The organism is Rhodococcus sp. PD04, from assembly GCF_035918275.1.
GTDB classification, from domain to species: Bacteria; Actinomycetota; Actinomycetes; order Mycobacteriales; family Mycobacteriaceae; genus Rhodococcus; species Rhodococcus rhodochrous.
The window spans coordinates 2,838,056-2,853,083 of record NZ_CP142143.1; the positions used below are offsets into that span (position 1 = coordinate 2,838,056).

The 15,028-nt window shown below is 70.1% G+C and carries 18 protein-coding genes; 7 read left to right on the forward strand and 11 right to left on the reverse strand.

Annotation, left to right across the window (positions count from 1 at the left end; translation table 11 throughout):
• Nucleotides 1-8: 8 nt before the first annotated feature.
• Both U9J23_RS13070 and U9J23_RS13075 read right to left on the reverse strand, forming a co-directional pair.
• Nucleotides 9-578 (reverse strand): AAA family ATPase, encoded by a 570-nt coding sequence (locus tag U9J23_RS13070; RefSeq protein WP_059384167.1) that lies wholly within the window; start codon nucleotides 576-578, stop codon nucleotides 9-11.
• On the reverse strand, nucleotides 575-961 hold the full coding sequence (locus tag U9J23_RS13075) for a TA system antitoxin ParD family protein (RefSeq protein ID WP_059384166.1): 387 nt from the start codon (nucleotides 959-961) through the stop codon (nucleotides 575-577). The genes U9J23_RS13070 and U9J23_RS13075 overlap by 4 nt, the downstream gene beginning before the upstream one ends.
• A gap of 206 nt (nucleotides 962-1,167) precedes the next feature.
• On the opposite strand from U9J23_RS13075, the gene U9J23_RS13080 reads away from it, so the two are divergent.
• Both U9J23_RS13080 and U9J23_RS13085 read left to right on the forward strand, forming a co-directional pair.
• Nucleotides 1,168-2,238 (forward strand): class I SAM-dependent methyltransferase, encoded by a 1,071-nt coding sequence (locus U9J23_RS13080; protein WP_059384165.1) that lies wholly within the window; start codon nucleotides 1,168-1,170, stop codon nucleotides 2,236-2,238.
• 67 nt (nucleotides 2,239-2,305) lie between these two features.
• Nucleotides 2,306-2,671 (forward strand): HNH endonuclease, encoded by a 366-nt coding sequence (locus U9J23_RS13085; RefSeq protein WP_059384164.1) that lies wholly within the window; start codon nucleotides 2,306-2,308, stop codon nucleotides 2,669-2,671.
• Nucleotides 2,672-2,703: 32 nt separating this feature from the next.
• Here U9J23_RS13085 and U9J23_RS13090 read toward each other — a convergent pair whose 3' ends face one another.
• The 5 genes from U9J23_RS13090 to U9J23_RS13110 all read right to left on the reverse strand — a co-directional run bounded on the left by U9J23_RS13090 (nucleotide 2,704) and on the right by U9J23_RS13110 (nucleotide 9,037).
• A complete protein-coding gene (locus U9J23_RS13090; RefSeq protein ID WP_155418964.1) occupies nucleotides 2,704-3,480 on the reverse strand; it encodes a CPBP family intramembrane glutamic endopeptidase in 777 nt (258 codons plus the stop codon).
• 1,159 nt (nucleotides 3,481-4,639) lie between these two features.
• Nucleotides 4,640-5,572, reverse strand: a complete 933-nt coding sequence (locus U9J23_RS13095) for a TAXI family TRAP transporter solute-binding subunit (RefSeq protein WP_160877720.1) — start codon at nucleotides 5,570-5,572, stop codon at nucleotides 4,640-4,642.
• Nucleotides 5,569-6,996: a sensor histidine kinase gene (locus U9J23_RS13100; protein ID WP_326598257.1), complete on the reverse strand. Its 1,428-nt coding sequence runs from the start codon at nucleotides 6,994-6,996 to the stop codon at nucleotides 5,569-5,571. The genes U9J23_RS13095 and U9J23_RS13100 overlap by 4 nt, the downstream gene beginning before the upstream one ends.
• 1 nt (nucleotide 6,997) lies before the next feature.
• Nucleotides 6,998-7,654: a response regulator transcription factor gene (locus tag U9J23_RS13105; protein ID WP_085470261.1), complete on the reverse strand. Its 657-nt coding sequence runs from the start codon at nucleotides 7,652-7,654 to the stop codon at nucleotides 6,998-7,000.
• A gap of 15 nt (nucleotides 7,655-7,669) precedes the next feature.
• Entirely contained in the window at nucleotides 7,670-9,037 is a 1,368-nt protein-coding gene (locus U9J23_RS13110) for an MFS transporter (RefSeq protein ID WP_085470262.1), read from the reverse strand.
• Nucleotides 9,038-9,222: 185 nt separating this feature from the next.
• Between U9J23_RS13110 and U9J23_RS13115 the strand changes: the two genes are divergently transcribed.
• Both U9J23_RS13115 and soxR read left to right on the forward strand, forming a co-directional pair.
• Complete coding sequence (locus U9J23_RS13115) at nucleotides 9,223-9,441, forward strand: hypothetical protein (protein ID WP_226949839.1); 219 nt, start codon at nucleotides 9,223-9,225, stop codon at nucleotides 9,439-9,441.
• A gap of 101 nt (nucleotides 9,442-9,542) precedes the next feature.
• Nucleotides 9,543-10,034, forward strand: a complete 492-nt coding sequence (gene soxR, locus U9J23_RS13120; RefSeq protein WP_059384158.1) for a redox-sensitive transcriptional activator SoxR — start codon at nucleotides 9,543-9,545, stop codon at nucleotides 10,032-10,034.
• Nucleotides 10,035-10,044: 10 nt separating this feature from the next.
• Here the strand turns inward: soxR and U9J23_RS13125 are convergent, their stop codons facing one another.
• Together U9J23_RS13125 and U9J23_RS13130 are read right to left on the reverse strand one after the other, a co-directional pair.
• A complete protein-coding gene (locus tag U9J23_RS13125) occupies nucleotides 10,045-10,929 on the reverse strand; it encodes an alpha/beta fold hydrolase (RefSeq protein ID WP_059384157.1) in 885 nt (294 codons plus the stop codon).
• 13 nt (nucleotides 10,930-10,942) lie between these two features.
• Nucleotides 10,943-11,176 (reverse strand): hypothetical protein, encoded by a 234-nt coding sequence (locus tag U9J23_RS13130; RefSeq protein ID WP_033098301.1) that lies wholly within the window; start codon nucleotides 11,174-11,176, stop codon nucleotides 10,943-10,945.
• Between the two features lie 137 nt (nucleotides 11,177-11,313).
• Between U9J23_RS13130 and U9J23_RS13135 the strand changes: the two genes are divergently transcribed.
• Together U9J23_RS13135 and U9J23_RS13140 are read left to right on the forward strand one after the other, a co-directional pair.
• Complete coding sequence (locus tag U9J23_RS13135) at nucleotides 11,314-12,348, forward strand: NAD(P)H-binding protein (protein ID WP_326598265.1); 1,035 nt, start codon at nucleotides 11,314-11,316, stop codon at nucleotides 12,346-12,348.
• Nucleotides 12,349-12,357: 9 nt separating this feature from the next.
• A complete protein-coding gene (locus tag U9J23_RS13140) occupies nucleotides 12,358-13,101 on the forward strand; it encodes a VIT1/CCC1 transporter family protein (RefSeq protein ID WP_033098303.1) in 744 nt (247 codons plus the stop codon).
• A 72-nt stretch (nucleotides 13,102-13,173) separates the two neighbouring features.
• Here the strand turns inward: U9J23_RS13140 and U9J23_RS13145 are convergent, their stop codons facing one another.
• Nucleotides 13,174-13,380 carry a hypothetical protein gene (locus U9J23_RS13145; protein WP_033098304.1) on the reverse strand — a complete coding sequence of 69 codons (207 nt, stop codon included), beginning with the start codon at nucleotides 13,378-13,380 and terminating at the stop codon, nucleotides 13,174-13,176.
• Between the two features lie 130 nt (nucleotides 13,381-13,510).
• On the opposite strand from U9J23_RS13145, the gene U9J23_RS13150 reads away from it, so the two are divergent.
• Nucleotides 13,511-14,707 carry a Fic family protein gene (locus tag U9J23_RS13150; RefSeq protein ID WP_326598269.1) on the forward strand — a complete coding sequence of 399 codons (1,197 nt, stop codon included), beginning with the start codon at nucleotides 13,511-13,513 and terminating at the stop codon, nucleotides 14,705-14,707.
• Nucleotides 14,708-14,737: 30 nt separating this feature from the next.
• On the opposite strand, the gene U9J23_RS13155 is transcribed toward U9J23_RS13150, so the two are convergent.
• The gene (locus tag U9J23_RS13155; RefSeq protein WP_059384153.1) at nucleotides 14,738-14,962 is read right to left on the reverse strand and encodes a DUF2188 domain-containing protein; all 225 of its coding nucleotides are present in this window, start codon (nucleotides 14,960-14,962) and stop codon (nucleotides 14,738-14,740) included.
• Nucleotides 14,963-15,028 lie beyond the last annotated feature (66 nt).

Genomic DNA, 15,028 nt, shown 5'->3' on the forward strand with positions numbered 1-15,028 from the left:
CGGATCTCTCAGCCGAGCCCGGTGAGCGCCGCCGGCGCCCATCCCGGCCAGCGCACCGCACCGACCGGCACCCCGCCGGCGAACCGCGCCACCACCACCGGGGTCCCGGACGCCGTGTCGTACACCGACGCCTGATCGGCGCGGCCGATCGCCTCGGCCACCAGCGGCCACAACCGTCGATAGCGCGCCCGGATCTTGTCCTCCGGCACCGCATGCCCACCTGCGGCCACCCGATGCTGCACGCGCAGCACCGACATCGTCTCGGGCACCAGCATCACGTGCAGCACCACCGTGAATCCCGCCTCGTGCGCGCGGTCGATCAACTCCAGCTTCGACGGATGCGAGAACACCGTCTCCGCGATGAACGACCGGCCCTGCCGCAGCAACCGGTCCCGCGCCGCCGCGGCGAGCTGCGCCGCCTCGTACGACATCTCCTCCGCCCGGTCGGGCCAGCGCTGCCGCGCGATCACATCCGCGTTGACGAACACGCTGCACGGCAGCAGGGGAGCGAGGGACAACTCGACGAACGTCGACTTGCCGGAACCGTTGGGACCGACGATCAGATCCAGACGTCTCATGCGTCGTCGAGCACCCGGCGACTACCGTCGGGATGCTGCTCGACCAGCCGGCCCTCGTCGTCGAGCACCACCGTGGTGACCCCACGTGCGGCGAGAATCTCGGCGTAGTCGGTGCGGGCCAGCCCGTCCGCCAGGCGCGCGTCGATCTCGGCGTCGAACAGGCGCCCCTCCGCGGCGGTGAGCTCACTCAGCTCCCGCGTCCCGGCCAGCGCCTCGTGCACCCGATGCAGGGAGGCGGTCTCGTGGGCGGTCATCGCGCGGCCGATGCGGGCCCAGTATTCGAGTTGCTGGCGTCCGGTGCGGTTCTGGCGGCCGCCCTCGGCGATGGCGCTGTCGACGAGCTCGGCGTCGAAGCGGGTGACCTTGTCGGTGGACGACGTCATGACGGCCTCCTGATGTTGCAGTCTGCTACAAGCGTAGCTGTCTGCAACACGCCACGCACCCCCGAATCCTCCCACCATCACCCGGTTCGTGACCTCCCGCTACGCACCACCACCCGGATCGACACCCGATCGAACCCGAGCCGTCGCCGAGGAACCGGCCACGCGACCTACCGTGAGCGAGTACTCCCATCGCCAGGAGGTGCGTGATGACCACGGAGATACACGAACCCGACCAAGCACGACTCGAGCAGACCCTCGGACAACTCGTCGTCGACATGGGTGCGGCCATGAACGGCGCACTGGTACTCATCGGCGCCGAACTCGGACTGTGGCGCGCGCTCGACGAAGCCGGCCCGGTCACCAGCGAACAACTCGCCGACCGCACCGGCATCCGCGAACGCTATCTGCGCGAATGGCTCTCCGCCGAGACCGCCAGCGGCTATCTCACCTACGACCCCGACGCCGGAACGTTCAGCCTGGCACCGGAACACGCCATGGCCCTCGCCCGCGAGGACAGCCCCGTCTACCTGGCCGGCGGCTTCCACCTGATCGGCTCCGTGTACAAGGACCGCAGCCGCATCGCCGAACGCATCCGCAACGGCGAAGGATTCGGCTGGCACGAACACGATCCCGAACTGTTCGTCGGCACCGAACAGTTCTTCCGCCCCGGTTACCGCGCCAACCTCGTCGACATGTGGCTGCCCGCCCTCGACGGGGTCGTCGACAAACTGCGCGCCGGCGCCACCGTCGCGGACATCGGCTGCGGCCACGGTGTCTCCACGACCCTGCTCGCGCAGGCCTTCCCGCAGTCCACCATCCGCGGCTTCGACTACCACGACGCGTCCATCGCGCGGGCGACGGAACTGGCCGCCGAACAGGGCGTCGACAACGCCACCTTCACCGTCGCCTCGGCGACCGACTTCCCCGGATCCGACTACGACCTGATCTGCTACTTCGACTGCCTGCACGACATGGGTGATCCCGTCGGCGCGCTGCGGTACGCGCGCGGCGCGCTCACCGACGACGGCACGGTGATGCTCGTCGAACCGTTCGCCCGCGACAGCCTGCCCGAGAATCTCAACCCGGTCGGCCGGATGTACTACGCCGCATCGACGGTGCTGTGCACTCCGTCGTCGCTCGACCAGCCGGTCGCGCTCGGGCTCGGCGCCCAGGCAGGGGAGCGGCGGCTCGCCGACGTCGCCGCCGAAGCCGGCTTCGGCACCTTCCGGCGCGCCACCGAGACGCCCTTCAATCTCGTCCTCGAAGCACGTCCCTGAACCATCCGCGGGACACCGATCGGCCCCATCGGCGACCCCGGTGACGCCGATGCGCCACGATCGGAGGATGGACCGCGTCACCCGACTCTCGCTCGCCCTCGACCGTCAGGACGGACGGTGCCTGTGGTGCGGACGGGAGTTCGGACGGTTGATCACCCCGACCACCGATCATCTCGTGCCGCGCCTGAAGGGTGGGCCGAGTATCACCGCCAACGAGGTCGCCGCCTGCCGACGCTGCAACGCCGACCGTGGACACGTCGCGCCGGTCGAATGGCTCGACCGGTGCCGGCAGCGCGACGGCTGGACGCCCGACGAGGAGCTGCTGACGCGACTGCTCGAGGAGCTCGCCGACGAACTCGTCCGGGTCGGGGGTCATCGCCGTGCCCGGGATTATCTGTCCGCGCAGTTGCGACGGTTGCGACGACCGTCGTGACACCGGTCGCCCCGGACCCCGGTCCCATTACGTCACTGTGACGTTTCAGGGTCGGTTGTCCGGGATGGAGGAGGGGAGTCCACCTTCTCGCCCCGGCGGGACGCGGCCCGCAGACAGGTCAGGACGATCACGGCGAACCCGACGGCCACCGCGGACGCGACAGGCGAGTAGATCCCACTCGCAGCCAGGAGCGTCCACGCCACATTGGACGAGGCGTGACCGACCACCGCGATGATCGGCGCGCCGCCGCCGGCGACCGTCATCTGCACCAGCAGCATCCGGAAGACGACCGTGAACGCGAGCTGGCCGAGCAGCATCGCCGACCCGTAACCGGCCTGCACGTACGGAATCAGGTGCCACAGCGCCCAGATCATCCCGATCACCGCGCCGGTGGACAGGACACCGTGGGTGCGCAACAGCGCCGGCATCAACACTGCCGTCCACCCGAGTTCCTCGCACACCGCCGCGACGAGATACGCACCGGCGACCACCACAAGAGAGACGGAGATGCCGGACGGAGCGGTTCCGGCGACCGCGACGGACGCGATCATCAGCAGCGCCGCTGGTACAACGAGTGCGACGATCAGCCACCGTGCGCGCGGCGGCGTACGCATGCGACGCCACGCCGACTCACGCCCACCACCGACGGCGAGGGCCGCGAGCGCCGGGCAGACGAACATCAACGCACTGATCGGCAGACGCGCACCGGCGATGTCGAGTTCACCGTCGGTGAGTGCGCCCCAGAGATAGAACGGGACGGTGGTGATCACGAAGACCACCCAGAAGCGCAGGAGCCGTGGTTGCGTCACGGTCGACCTTCCCGGATCGCGTTGTCACTGCCGCGCCGATGATATCGACGCAGATACGTGTCCACAGCGGGACTCGCGGGACCACGCGAAAACGTCACTGTGACGTTTTTATGGTGACTGGGCGGACGAGCAGGGGACGAGGGCGGCGGGCCCGGACGGTCGCATCGGGCGTCCGAGACAGAGAACCGACCCCAGGCGGCGGTCTGGGCCGGCCCGAGCCGGGTCGGTGCGGATCGGGCACGGCGGATGCGCGGCAGATCGAATGCCGGGAGCGCGTCGTACGGCGCGGTTCGCGCGCCGCACGACGCGGAGTGCACAACGTGCGCCGGACGACCCGGCGCACGACGCGATGCAGTGCGTGCAACGCTGTCGTGAATCGGCGAATCGGGTCGCCGGTCGAGTTGCAGGGTCATCAGTGCCGAACCCCAGGTCACGACGTATATCATTATTGCTGATAATCTACATTATGTTAACTAGGGTGGAATCGGACCTCCTCCGGGTAGGTGCGGCAGGGCGTCCCGAGCGCTCCGGAGATCCTTGATTCGACACGCGTCGATGCGATGTCGTCCCGCATGCAACCCGCGTCGATTCGACCCCGGCCCGCCTTCGGATCCCACGCGGCCCGACTCGGCCCGGCGGCGCCTGTACCGGACCGAGCCGCCGGCCCGGCCGCCGCACGATCGGTCGCATATTCATCGGTGTCGCACTGCGCGCGACATGCACACTGCGACATGCATACTGCTTCGACTCGCAAGTTTGCTGATGCAGTGCGTTGCGGCAACACCGTGTCATTGTCGCGTGCACGTCGCGCAGTAGACCGTCCGAATGATGTGCATGTGGCGGGCGGACTCATCCCGTCCCCCAGGGTGCCGCGACCACCGCTTACCCCTTCTCACCTCTTCCACATTTGATGGATAATCACCGTTATCCATGAATCATATTGTCAGACAACAGGTTTCACGCACACAGAGGTGAGCGGTTCCATTGTGCCCCGCGCATGTCCCCTGCACAGCCGATCCGGTCCCGATCTCCTCGAACCTCGAGGGCGAGCCCGATCTCCGCACCGCATCCCCACGACACCAGCGCATGCCTTCCACCCCACTGTCCGCCCTTGGGACGGCACGATTCCGGGGTCCTTCTCCCCTGCCCGCCCGTCTCGTCAACCGTGATGGCGCCGGTACGCGGCCACCGCTCCCGGATGCAGCGGGACATCGGCGGTGACGATCAGCGACTGCCGGTCGAGGAACTGACTGCCGGTGGCCTGGGCCGGCACGAGTTCGGAGGCGCGGTCGACGAGCAGATCCACCAGTGCGGCGGCCGCCTCGTCCGACACCGAGGCGCCGGCGAGCAGCAGGTTGCCCAAGCCGATGGTGGCGACGGCGTCCGGCTGCCCGTACGTGCCGGGCTGGATGAGCACCGGTTCGTAACGCGGACCGAATCGCGCCCGCAGCGGTTCGAGGAGCACGGACAGATCGATCAGCCGCAGCGGCACACCCAGGTTCGCAAACGATGGGGTAGGAACACCACCCGCCCACAGGACGGCGTCGATCTCGCCGTCCACCACTGCGCGACCGGCGTCGGCCATCGACAGGTGCACCCGGGTGACGGCTCCCGGCTCGGCGAGCCCGGCGACGTCGAGGATGCGTTCGCCGGTGAATTCGGCACCCGAGCCGGGAGCTCCGAGGCTGATCCGTGCGCCCCGCAACTGGGCGATCTCCCGGATCGGTGAGTCTGCACGCACGGCCAACTGCATGTAGTTCTCGTAGACCCGCCCGATCGCCGTGAACTGCGCGCCCTCGTCGTGGGCCCGCACCGCGACGTCGGTGAGCGTCAGCGCCAGCTCCGCGTCCCCCGCCATCAAGGCGGCGAGATTGGTGACCGATCCCGGGGTGCGTTCCGGCACGACCGTAATGGGAAGACCCGCTCGCTCGGCGGCGGCCGCGGTGAGTTCCGCGAACTCCCAGAAGAACCCACCCTCCTCCCCTGCCGCCAGGATCAGTTCCTCACGCTCTCCGGTGCGCGTGCAGCCGGCGACGGCTCCACCCACCGCCAGCAGCGCAAAGGACCGCAGGAGATCGCGGCGGGTGATCATGATGCCTCCGCGCGGGAGTCGGCGGGCAGTGTCAGGATGACGACGAGTCCGTGCGGATCGGCGGCGGCGAGATCGACGGTGCCGCCGCCGCTCTCGACGAGCGCGACCGCGATGGACAGCCCGAGGCCGGTACCGGGCCCGTCGGCTCCGGACCCGCGGAAGAACCGGGAGGTGAGGGCGCCGAGCTCGTCGGGTGCGACTCCGGCACCGTCGTCCTCGACGCGGATCCGGATGGTCCCGTCGTGGTGTCGGGTGGTGATGCGGACCCCGGTGGCCGCGCGGGCGTACTTGCTCGCGTTGCTGAGCAGCACGTCGAGCACCTGCGCGAGATGGTCGGCGGACAAACAGGCGTGCAGGCGCTGCGCGGACGGTTCGTCCACGGTGACGGTCATGCCGGCCTCGGCGAGGGCCTCGGACCAGGCATCGACGCGGTCGGCGACGACGGCGCCGACATCGCACCCGTCGTGTCCTTCGGTGCCCGCTGTGTCGGTGGGTGCTTCGGCGGTGGCGAGGGCGAGCAGGCCGTCGAGGATGCCGCCGAGCCGGTCGACTTCGACGGCCGTGCGCCGGTAGGTCTCCGTGCCGGCGGCAGCGACGTGCGGTTCGAGGGAGTCGAGCCGGATGTGCAGCGCGGCGAGCGGGTTCCGGAGTTGGTGCGCGGTGTCGGCGATGAGTTGCTTCTGGGCGCGGGTGGACGTGTGGACAGCTTCGGACATGGTGTCGAAGGCCTGCGTGAGTTCCCGGACCTCCGGTGGGCCGTGGTAGCGGACCGAGACGGTGGTGTCGCCGGTGCGGAAGCGTGGATGCAGCGCCGGGACGCTGTCGGTGAGCGCCGCGACCCGCGCGGTGAGTGCGGTGAGCGGGCGGACCGTCCACCGCGACAGGGCGGTCGCGAGGATGGTGACGAGCACGAGGGCCGCTGCCGCACCGGTGACGATGAGCAGCCACGAGGTGCGGATGTCGTGGCGGGCGGCGTCGGTGGACACCTCGACGACGACGGCTCCTTCGACCTGGGCGCCGGTGCCCACCGGCACGGCGAGCAGTACCCGCTGCGGGGACCACGGGGTCAGCGGACCCCCGATGCCCTGTTTCTGGTTGCGCAGACCGGCGGTGATCGCCTCCGGCACACCGGGATCGGTCGGGGTCAGGCCCGCGCTCGCGCGGGGTGCGCCGCGCGCGTCGACGATGAGCACGCCCTCGTCGTAGAGCCGGTGGTAGCGGGTGACCTCCTCGTCGAGCAGGGCGGTGCTGCCGGGGGCGCGCATCTGCACGGCGAGGGTGGCGAAGTGGTGGGCGTCGGCTTCCCGGTTCGCTCCCAGGACGGCGGTGCGGCCGGCGCTGGTGGCGAGGGCGAGCGGGACGGCGAAGGCGACGACGGCGACGGTCGCGAAGACGAGCAGCACCGCCAGGACCCGTCGCTGCATGTCAGCCGCCCCACCGGTAGCCGTAGCCGCGGATGGTGGAGATGAGTCCGGGGCGGGCGAGTTTGGCGCGCAGCCCGGTCATGTGCACGTCGAGCGACCGGGAGATCGCCACATAGGCGTCGCCCCACACGGCGTCCATGAGTTGTTGGCGGCTGACCGCGGCGCCGGGTCGGGCGACGAGGACGGCGAGCAGGTCGAATTCCTTCGGGGTGAGGGTGACCGGTTCGCCGCCCACCTCCACTTCGCGGGCGTCGAGGTCGACGACCACGTCGCCGGCCCGGACGATGCGGGAGGTCTCGGACAGCGCGCGGCGCCGTTGGGTGACGACGTCCACGCGGGCGAGCAGTTCGGCCAGGCGGGCCGGTTTGACGAGGTAGTCGTCGGCGCCGCCGCGCAGGCCGCGTACCACCGAGCGTTCGTCGCCGCGCGCGGTGAGGATCACGACGGGGACGTCGCTGACGGCCCGCAGTTGCCGGAGCACCTGCAGGCCGTCCGCGTCGGGGAGCCCGAGATCGAGGATGACGGCGTCGAGGTCGCGGTGGCCGAGGAGCAGGTCGGCGCCGCGCCGCATGCGGATCGGCCGGTGGCCGTGGGAGGTGAGGGCTTCGACGAGGGCGTCGCCGACTCCGTCGTCGTCCTCGACCACCGCGATCTGCACGTGGTTCCCTTTCGATCAGTGCCGCGAGGTGGCCAGGTCGGCGTGCTCGTCGGGGGTGTCCGTCCGGGTGCTCGTGCGGTCCAGGGGTGAGCCGTCGGAGGTTTCCCGCATGAAGAAGTACACGACGAGCGAGACGGCGATGCAGCCGGTCACGTAGTAGAAGAATAGCGATTCGTGGCCGGCGCGCTTGAGGGCGAGCGCGACGGTTTCGACGGTGCCGCCGAAGATCGCGAGGGTCAGCGCGTAGGGCAGGCCGACGCCGAGTGCGCGGACCTTGGTGGGGAACAGTTCGGTCTTGACGATGGCGTTGACGGAGGTGTAGCCGGTGACGACGGTCAGGCCGAGCATCATCAACCCGAAGGCGACCAGCGGGTTCGTGGTGCTGCCGAGGATCGTCATCAGTGGCACGGTCAGCACGGTGCCGCCGACACCGAAGAAGATGAGCAGTTTGCGGCGGCCGATGCGGTCCGAGAGGGCGCCGCCGATGGGTTGCAGGACGATGAACACCAGCAGGGCGGCGAAGTTGATCCAGGCGACGGTGTCCTTGGAGATGCCGGAGGTGTTGATCATGTATTTCTGCATGTAGGTGGTGTAGGTGTAGAACGCCACGCAGCCGCCGAGGGTCAGCGCGCACACCAGCAGGCATTCGCGGGGGTACTGCAGCAGCATCCGGATGCCGCCCTGTTCGGGCTTGCCGTTCGGGAGGTCGGCGGTGCTCTTGGTTGCGACTTCTGCGGTGAAGGCTTCGGATTCGTCCATGGTGCGGCGCAGCCACATCACGGCGACGGCAGCGACGGCGCCGATGACGAACGGAATGCGCCAGCCCCACGCCTGCATGGCCTCGGCGGAGAGGGTGAGCTGCAGGACGATCTGGACGCCGAGGGCGATGAGCTGTCCGGCGACGAGGGTGACGTACTGGAAGCTGGAGTAGAAGCCGCGGCGTCCGGGTGAGGCGACCTCGGCGAGATAGGTGGCGCTGGTGGCGTATTCGCCGCCGACGGACAGTCCCTGCATCATGCGGGCGAGGACAAGGAGCAGTGGGGCGGCGAGTCCGATGGTCGCGTAGGACGGGGTGACGGCGATGATGAGGGAACCGACGGCCATGACGGTGACCGACAGGGTCAGCGCCGAGCGTCGTCCGTGCCGGTCGGCGTAGCGGCCCATGATCCAGCCGCCGATCGGTCGCATGAGGAATCCGACGGCGAAGATGGCTGCGGTGGACAGCAGTTGGGCGGTGGGGTCGCCTTCGGGGAAGAATTCTTTCGCGAAGTACACGCTGAACGCGGCGTAGACGTACCAGTCGTACCACTCGATCAGGTTGCCGACCGAGCCTTTCAACACGTTGCCGATGACTCGGCGTTCGCCCGTCGAGGTGGTGCTCACCGGGGACTCCTTTCGCTGCCTGGATCTGTGCGCTCCCCACAGTGGTTCGGGTCACAGTGGTTGCGGAAGGGGCTGTGGCGGTTCCTAACACTCCCTTAGGAATGTGGTCGGGACGGGCGGCAGCGGCGGGGCGCGCGGGGTGCCGCTCCCCCGCTGGGCCGGTCGGAGGTTCTACGGTGGTCGGCGTGACGATCCCCGCATCGAGTTATCTGTTCCAGGCCCGGACGTTCGTGAGCGGTTCCCGTAAGTGGCGGTTCGAGGCGGCGTTGGCGACGGCGCGGGTCTGCGAACGGTTCGAGCGGCCGTACCCGAAGTCGGTGCGGACGTGGGCGCACACCGCGTACGACATGTTGCGGATGGATGCGCCGGAGGTCGCTGCCGAGTTCGGGCCGCCGTCGTTCTGACCCGGGGATGCTCGGCTCGGCCCGGGTGCCCGGTGTCTTCGGGGGCCGGTACTGTGCAGCACAACTCGATCACGATGTGTGCGGGGCGAGGAGGGGGCCCGATGAACCCTGCGATATGGCTGACACCCGGGCAGTTGGCGGACCGTTCCGGGGTGGCGGTCTCGGCGCTGCACTACTACGAGTCGCGTGGTCTGATCACCAGTCGCCGCACGTCGGGCAATCAGCGGCGTTATCGTCGCGACACGCTGCGCAAGGTGGCGTTCATCAAGGTCGCGCAGGGTGTGGGGGTGTCCCTGGAGGAGATCAAGGATGCCTTCGATTCGTTGCCGGACAGTCGTGTGCCGACGACGGAGGACTGGGCGCGGCTGTCGCGGGCGTGGCACGACCGGCTGACCCGCCGCATCGAGGATCTCACCGCGTTGCGCGACAGTTTCACCGATTGCATCGGTTGCGGGTGCCTGAGTCTGGCGTCGTGTCCGCTCGCGAATCCCGGTGACGTGCTCGGGCAGCAGGGTCCGGGTCCGCGGCGGCTACCGGTGCACGACGACGATGCGCCGGTGGAGTCGGCGCCGCGCGCGGAGTCGTCCGGCTGAGGTCGGGTGGTCAGGGGCGCGCCGCGTCGATCTGCTGCACGAATCGGGCGGTGGCGGCGGCGATGTCGCGGGGATGGGAGCGCGGCGACCAGTGCCCGGCGTCGAGCGGGTGGATGCGCAGGTCGGTGACCCAGCGGGAGGTGTCCTCGTAGCCGACGGGGCGTACGGCTCGGTCGCGCAGGTTCTGGATCAGCTGGACCGGGACGTCGGTGCGCCGCTCGCGGGGTCGGGCGAGCCGCGCGCGGATGTTCGCCCGGTACAGGGACAGTCCGTGCACCATGTCGTCGGCGAGGGTCGGGGCGACGGGGGCGATCGCGGCGGGGTCGGTGCGGTCGAAGAATCCGACGAAGGCCGGCCAGTGGCGGGCGAGCGGGCCGCGCAGCACCGGATTCGGCAGGCCGGGGATCTGGAAGGCGAGGGTGTAGGCGGAGGCGAGGGCCTGTTCGGCGGGGCCGAGTGGGCGTTTGTGCCGGAGGCGGCGGCGCATCCACAGGCCGAGGTGGTCGAGGTTGGGGCCGGAGATCGAGGTGTAGGAGGCGATGCGCTCGCCGGCGTCGGGTTCGCATACCGCTTCCCAGCACAGCACGGCGCCCCAGTCGTGGCCGAGCAGGTGGACGGGGTCGTTCGGGGCGAGGGCGTCGATGACGGCGTGCAGGTCGGCGGCGAGGTGTTCGAGCCGGTAGTGCGCCACCTCGCGGGGGACGGTGGAGGCGCCGGCGCCGCGGTTGTCGTAGCGCAGGATGCGGAAGTCGTCGGCGAGCAGGGGTGCGACGCGGTCCCACAGGGCGTGGGTGTCGGGCCAGCCGTGGACGAGGACGAGGGTCGGTCCGTGCGGGTTGCCTTCTTCGACGACGTGGAGTCGGACGGGCCCGTTGGTGACGGTGTGGGTGGTCATGGTCGTCCTGTGGTCATGGTTGTCCTGGCGTCTCGGGGGCCGGTGGGTGGTCGCCGGTGGGCCGGGTGAACAGTGTGCGGCGGCGCAGGCTGCTGGCGATGGCGAAGAGGGATTCGGAGACGGAGGTGGGCCGGCCGTGGCGGCGCTGGACGAGATGTCCGAGGGCGGACAGCAGTCCGGCGCCGAGGGGGACGGCGAGGACGAACAGGATCCGATGTCGGAGTGGGCTGTCGCGCAGCATCGACATGGGAGGCCTCCTTCGATACCGGCCACTGTATTTGTGACTAACGGTAACACTATTTTTGTGGCGGGAACCGGTCCCGATGTTTCACCGCCGTCCTACACGGTGCATCCTCCCGAAGGCGACAAGGGACGGGACAGCGGATGAGGGTTCTCGTGATCGGTGCATCCGGCTACGTCGGCAGCCGGGTCGTTCCCGCCTTTCTCGCCGCCGGCTGCCCCGTGCGCGCCGCCGCCCGGAACCCCGCGTCCCTGCGACGCTTCTGGTGGCACGACCGGGTCGAGACCACGCGGGTGGACGTCACCGACGCGCACACTCTCCCATCCGCGCTCGACGATGTCGACGTCGTGGTCTATCTCGTGCACGGGATGCGCTCGGCGCACTTCCGGGACCTCGACCTGGCAGCGGCCCGCACGGTGCGACGCGCGGTCGATGCCTCGCAGGTGACGCGCGTGGTCTACGTCTCCGGGTTCGTCCCCGACTGTGCGCCGGACGAATTGTCCGAGCATCTGCTCTCCCGCTGGGAGGTCGAGCAGGAACTGTCCCGCTCCCACCGGACGGTCATCACGTTGCGGGCCGGGGTGGTGCTCGACTCCGGGTCGACGAGCTTCGAAGTGCTCGGCCAGCTCGGCGGGCGCCTGCCCGTGACCGTGGTACCCGACTGGATGGACTCGCGGGTCGAGCCGATCGCGGTCGTCGACCTGGTCGCCGCGGTGCTCGGGGCGGCCGTCGCCGACACCCCCACGGACTCGTTCGACGTGGGGTGCGGGCAGTCGCTGCGCTATCCCGAGTTGCTCCGCCTCTACGGGCAGATCACGGGCATGCCGCGCGCCCAGGTCACCGTCGCCGGATTGCCGGGCGCGGTGATCGGCCGGATCGGCTCGTGGCTGACTGAGGTGCCGTCGGGAACCGTGGCGGCGCTGATGGAGAGCCTGCGACACGACATGACGGCGCGGGACCGCCGGTGGATCGGCCGCCTGGTCCCGGCCGCTCATCGGCCGGTGGGGGTCGCGCGGGCGGTGCAACGCGCGGTGCTGCCGGTCGATACGAGTGTGCCGTGCGCGCAGCGGGACCCGATGGGTGCGCTGCCCGGGGATCCGGAATGGGCGGTCGCCGCCGCGGAGGCGCGCCGGTTCTCCGCCGTGGGTATCCCACCGCGCCGCCGACCGCCGGTGTAGCTTCACGACATGTCACGTCCGGATCCGTCGTCCCCGAACGATTCCCGCAGGCCGCACGAGGACCGCGAACCGCACACCGCCGGGTTGGCGAGCAAACTCAACTGGCTGCGGGCGGGTGTGCTCGGCGCGAACGACGGCATCGTCTCGACCGCGGGACTGGTCGTCGGTGTCGCGGCCGCGACGGCGAACGAGTCGGCGATCCTCACCGCCGGTGCGGCCGGGCTGGCCGCGGGGGCGGTGTCGATGGCGCTGGGCGAATACGTGTCGGTGAGCGCCCAACGCGACACCGAGCGCGCGGCGCTGTACACGGAACGTCGCGAACTCGCCGCCATGCCGGAGGCCGAACTCGCCGAACTGGCCGCGCTGCTCGAGGGGAAGGGCTTGTCGGCGGTCACGGCGCGTGCCGCGGCGGAGGAGTTGACGGCGCGGGACCCGCTGGCCGCGCACGCCGAAGTGGAGTTGGGGATCGACCCGACCGAACTCGCGAATCCGTGGGTGGCGGCGTTGTCGTCGGCCGTGTCGTTCACCCTGGGGGCGCTGGTGCCGCTGCTGATGGTGGTCGCGGCGCCCGACACGGTGCGTATCCCGGTGACGTTCGTGGCGGTGTTGTGTGCGCTGGCGGCGACGGGATCGATCAGTGCGTGGCTCGGCCGCGCCCGGCGGGGCCGGGCGGTGGTGCGGGTGGTGTTCGGTGGTGCGCTCGCGATGGTGGTGACCTACGGGGTCGGCCAGTTGTTCGACACCGTCGTGTAGCGGTGCGCAAGCCCGGCGTCCCCGCTCCGCGGCCCGTGCCGGTCCGCGGGGCGGGGTGTACCGAGCGGTGCGTCAGTCGACCGGGCCGAGCGCGGGAGCGGTCACGAAGCTCAGCGCATCGTGGCCGGCGAGATGGTTGTCGATGATGCGCTCGATGGCCTGCCGCCATTCCTCCCGCACCGTCCCGGCGTCGTCGCCGGCATCGAGTCTCTGCAGGATGTTGTGCTGCGCAACGTGATAGGCCATGGGCGTGTCGATGTCGAAGGTCGGTAGTGCCATGGCCCAGCACCCTACGTCCGAAGCAGCCACGGCCCAAACTCCGGGTTCCGGGCGTGCGCACCGACCCGAACCGAATCCACAACCCGCCCATACCATCGGATAATCGACTATCCGATGGTATGGTCCGGGGATGGCATCGGTCGACGTCGCGTCCGGCTGGCCCGCGGTCACCTACGAACAGCACCCGTGGGTGAGCCGCGATGCCTACGGCTCGCGGCGGGAGAAGCGCCTGACCACCGGCCCCTACCGCGCCGCGGTCCCCCCGCTCATCGCACCCCGGCCGATCCCGCTCGACGGCGAACTGCAGGCCCTCACCGAGGAAGCCGCGACGGAACTGACCCGTTTCGATGTCGAGGTCGGGCACATCACCGCCCCGTTCGCCTCGATCCTGCTGCGCACCGAGAGCGCATCGAGTTCGGAGATCGAGAACCTCTCGAGCGGCGCCCGGCAGATCGCACTCGCCGAACTCGGCGAACACGCCTCCCGCAATGCCCGCCTGATCGTCGGCAACGTGCGGGCGATGCGCGCGGCACTCGAATTGTCCGATGCGATCGACGCCGACGCGATCCTGCGGATGCACCACGCGCTGCTCGACCACGACGACCCGGCGATCGCCGGACGCTGGCGGACCCAGCAGGTGTGGATCGGCGGGGGCAGCCTGGGCCCGCACACCGCGCAGTTCGTGCCCCCGCACCACGAGCGGGTACCCGAACTGATCGACGACCTGGTGGTCTTCGCCAACCGGGTGGATCTGCCGGTGGTCGCGCAGATCGCGGTCGCGCACGCCCAGCTCGAGACCATCCACCCGTTCCCGGACGGCAACGGCCGGGTGGGCCGCGCGCTGATCCAGGCGATGCTGCGCGGCGGGCAGCTCACCCGCAGTGTCGCCGTGCCGGTCTCGGCGGGTCTGCTGCACAACACCGGGGAGTACTTCGATGCGCTCGGCGCCTACCGCGCCGGGGATGCCGGGCCGATCGTGCGGTCGATCGTCGACGCATCGTTCGCGGCGGTCGCCAACGGCCGCACCCTCGTCGCCGATCTCGAAACGGTGCGCGAACGGTGGCGGTCCCGGGTGACGGCGCGGCGGGATTCGGCGGTGCACCGACTGGTGGACGTGCTGTTGCGCCAGCCGGTGATCGACAACCGCTCGGCCGCCGCGGCCCTGTCGGTGACCGGCCCCAACGCGCAGATCGCCATCGACCGGTTGGTGGACGCGGGGATCCTCACGCAGATCACCGAGGGGCGCCGCAATCGCATCTGGCAGGCCAAGGACGTGGTGCGGGTGCTCGACGAGTTCGCCGCGCGCGCCAAACGCCGCCGCGGCTGACCTTCTCGGTCTCGGCGAGCCCGGCGGCGATCAGCCCGGGATGTCGCGCGGGTCGTGACCGTAGGTGTTGCGTTCGCCGATGGTCCCGTCGAGGTTGTGGACGAGGTGTTCGACCTTGCGGCGGCGCGCCTCGTCACGGCCGGCGGCGACGGCCTCCTCGCGGGTGGCGTAGGTGCCGAGCAGGTCGCTCGCACCCTCGATGCGGTTGTGCCAGGAGCCGTCCTGATGGAACGTCTCGACATCACCTGCGGGCATGGGGTGCTCCTCTCCCCGAAGGGTCGGTCCTCCACCGCGTACCCGGCGCCGGTCTCCCCGAACCCG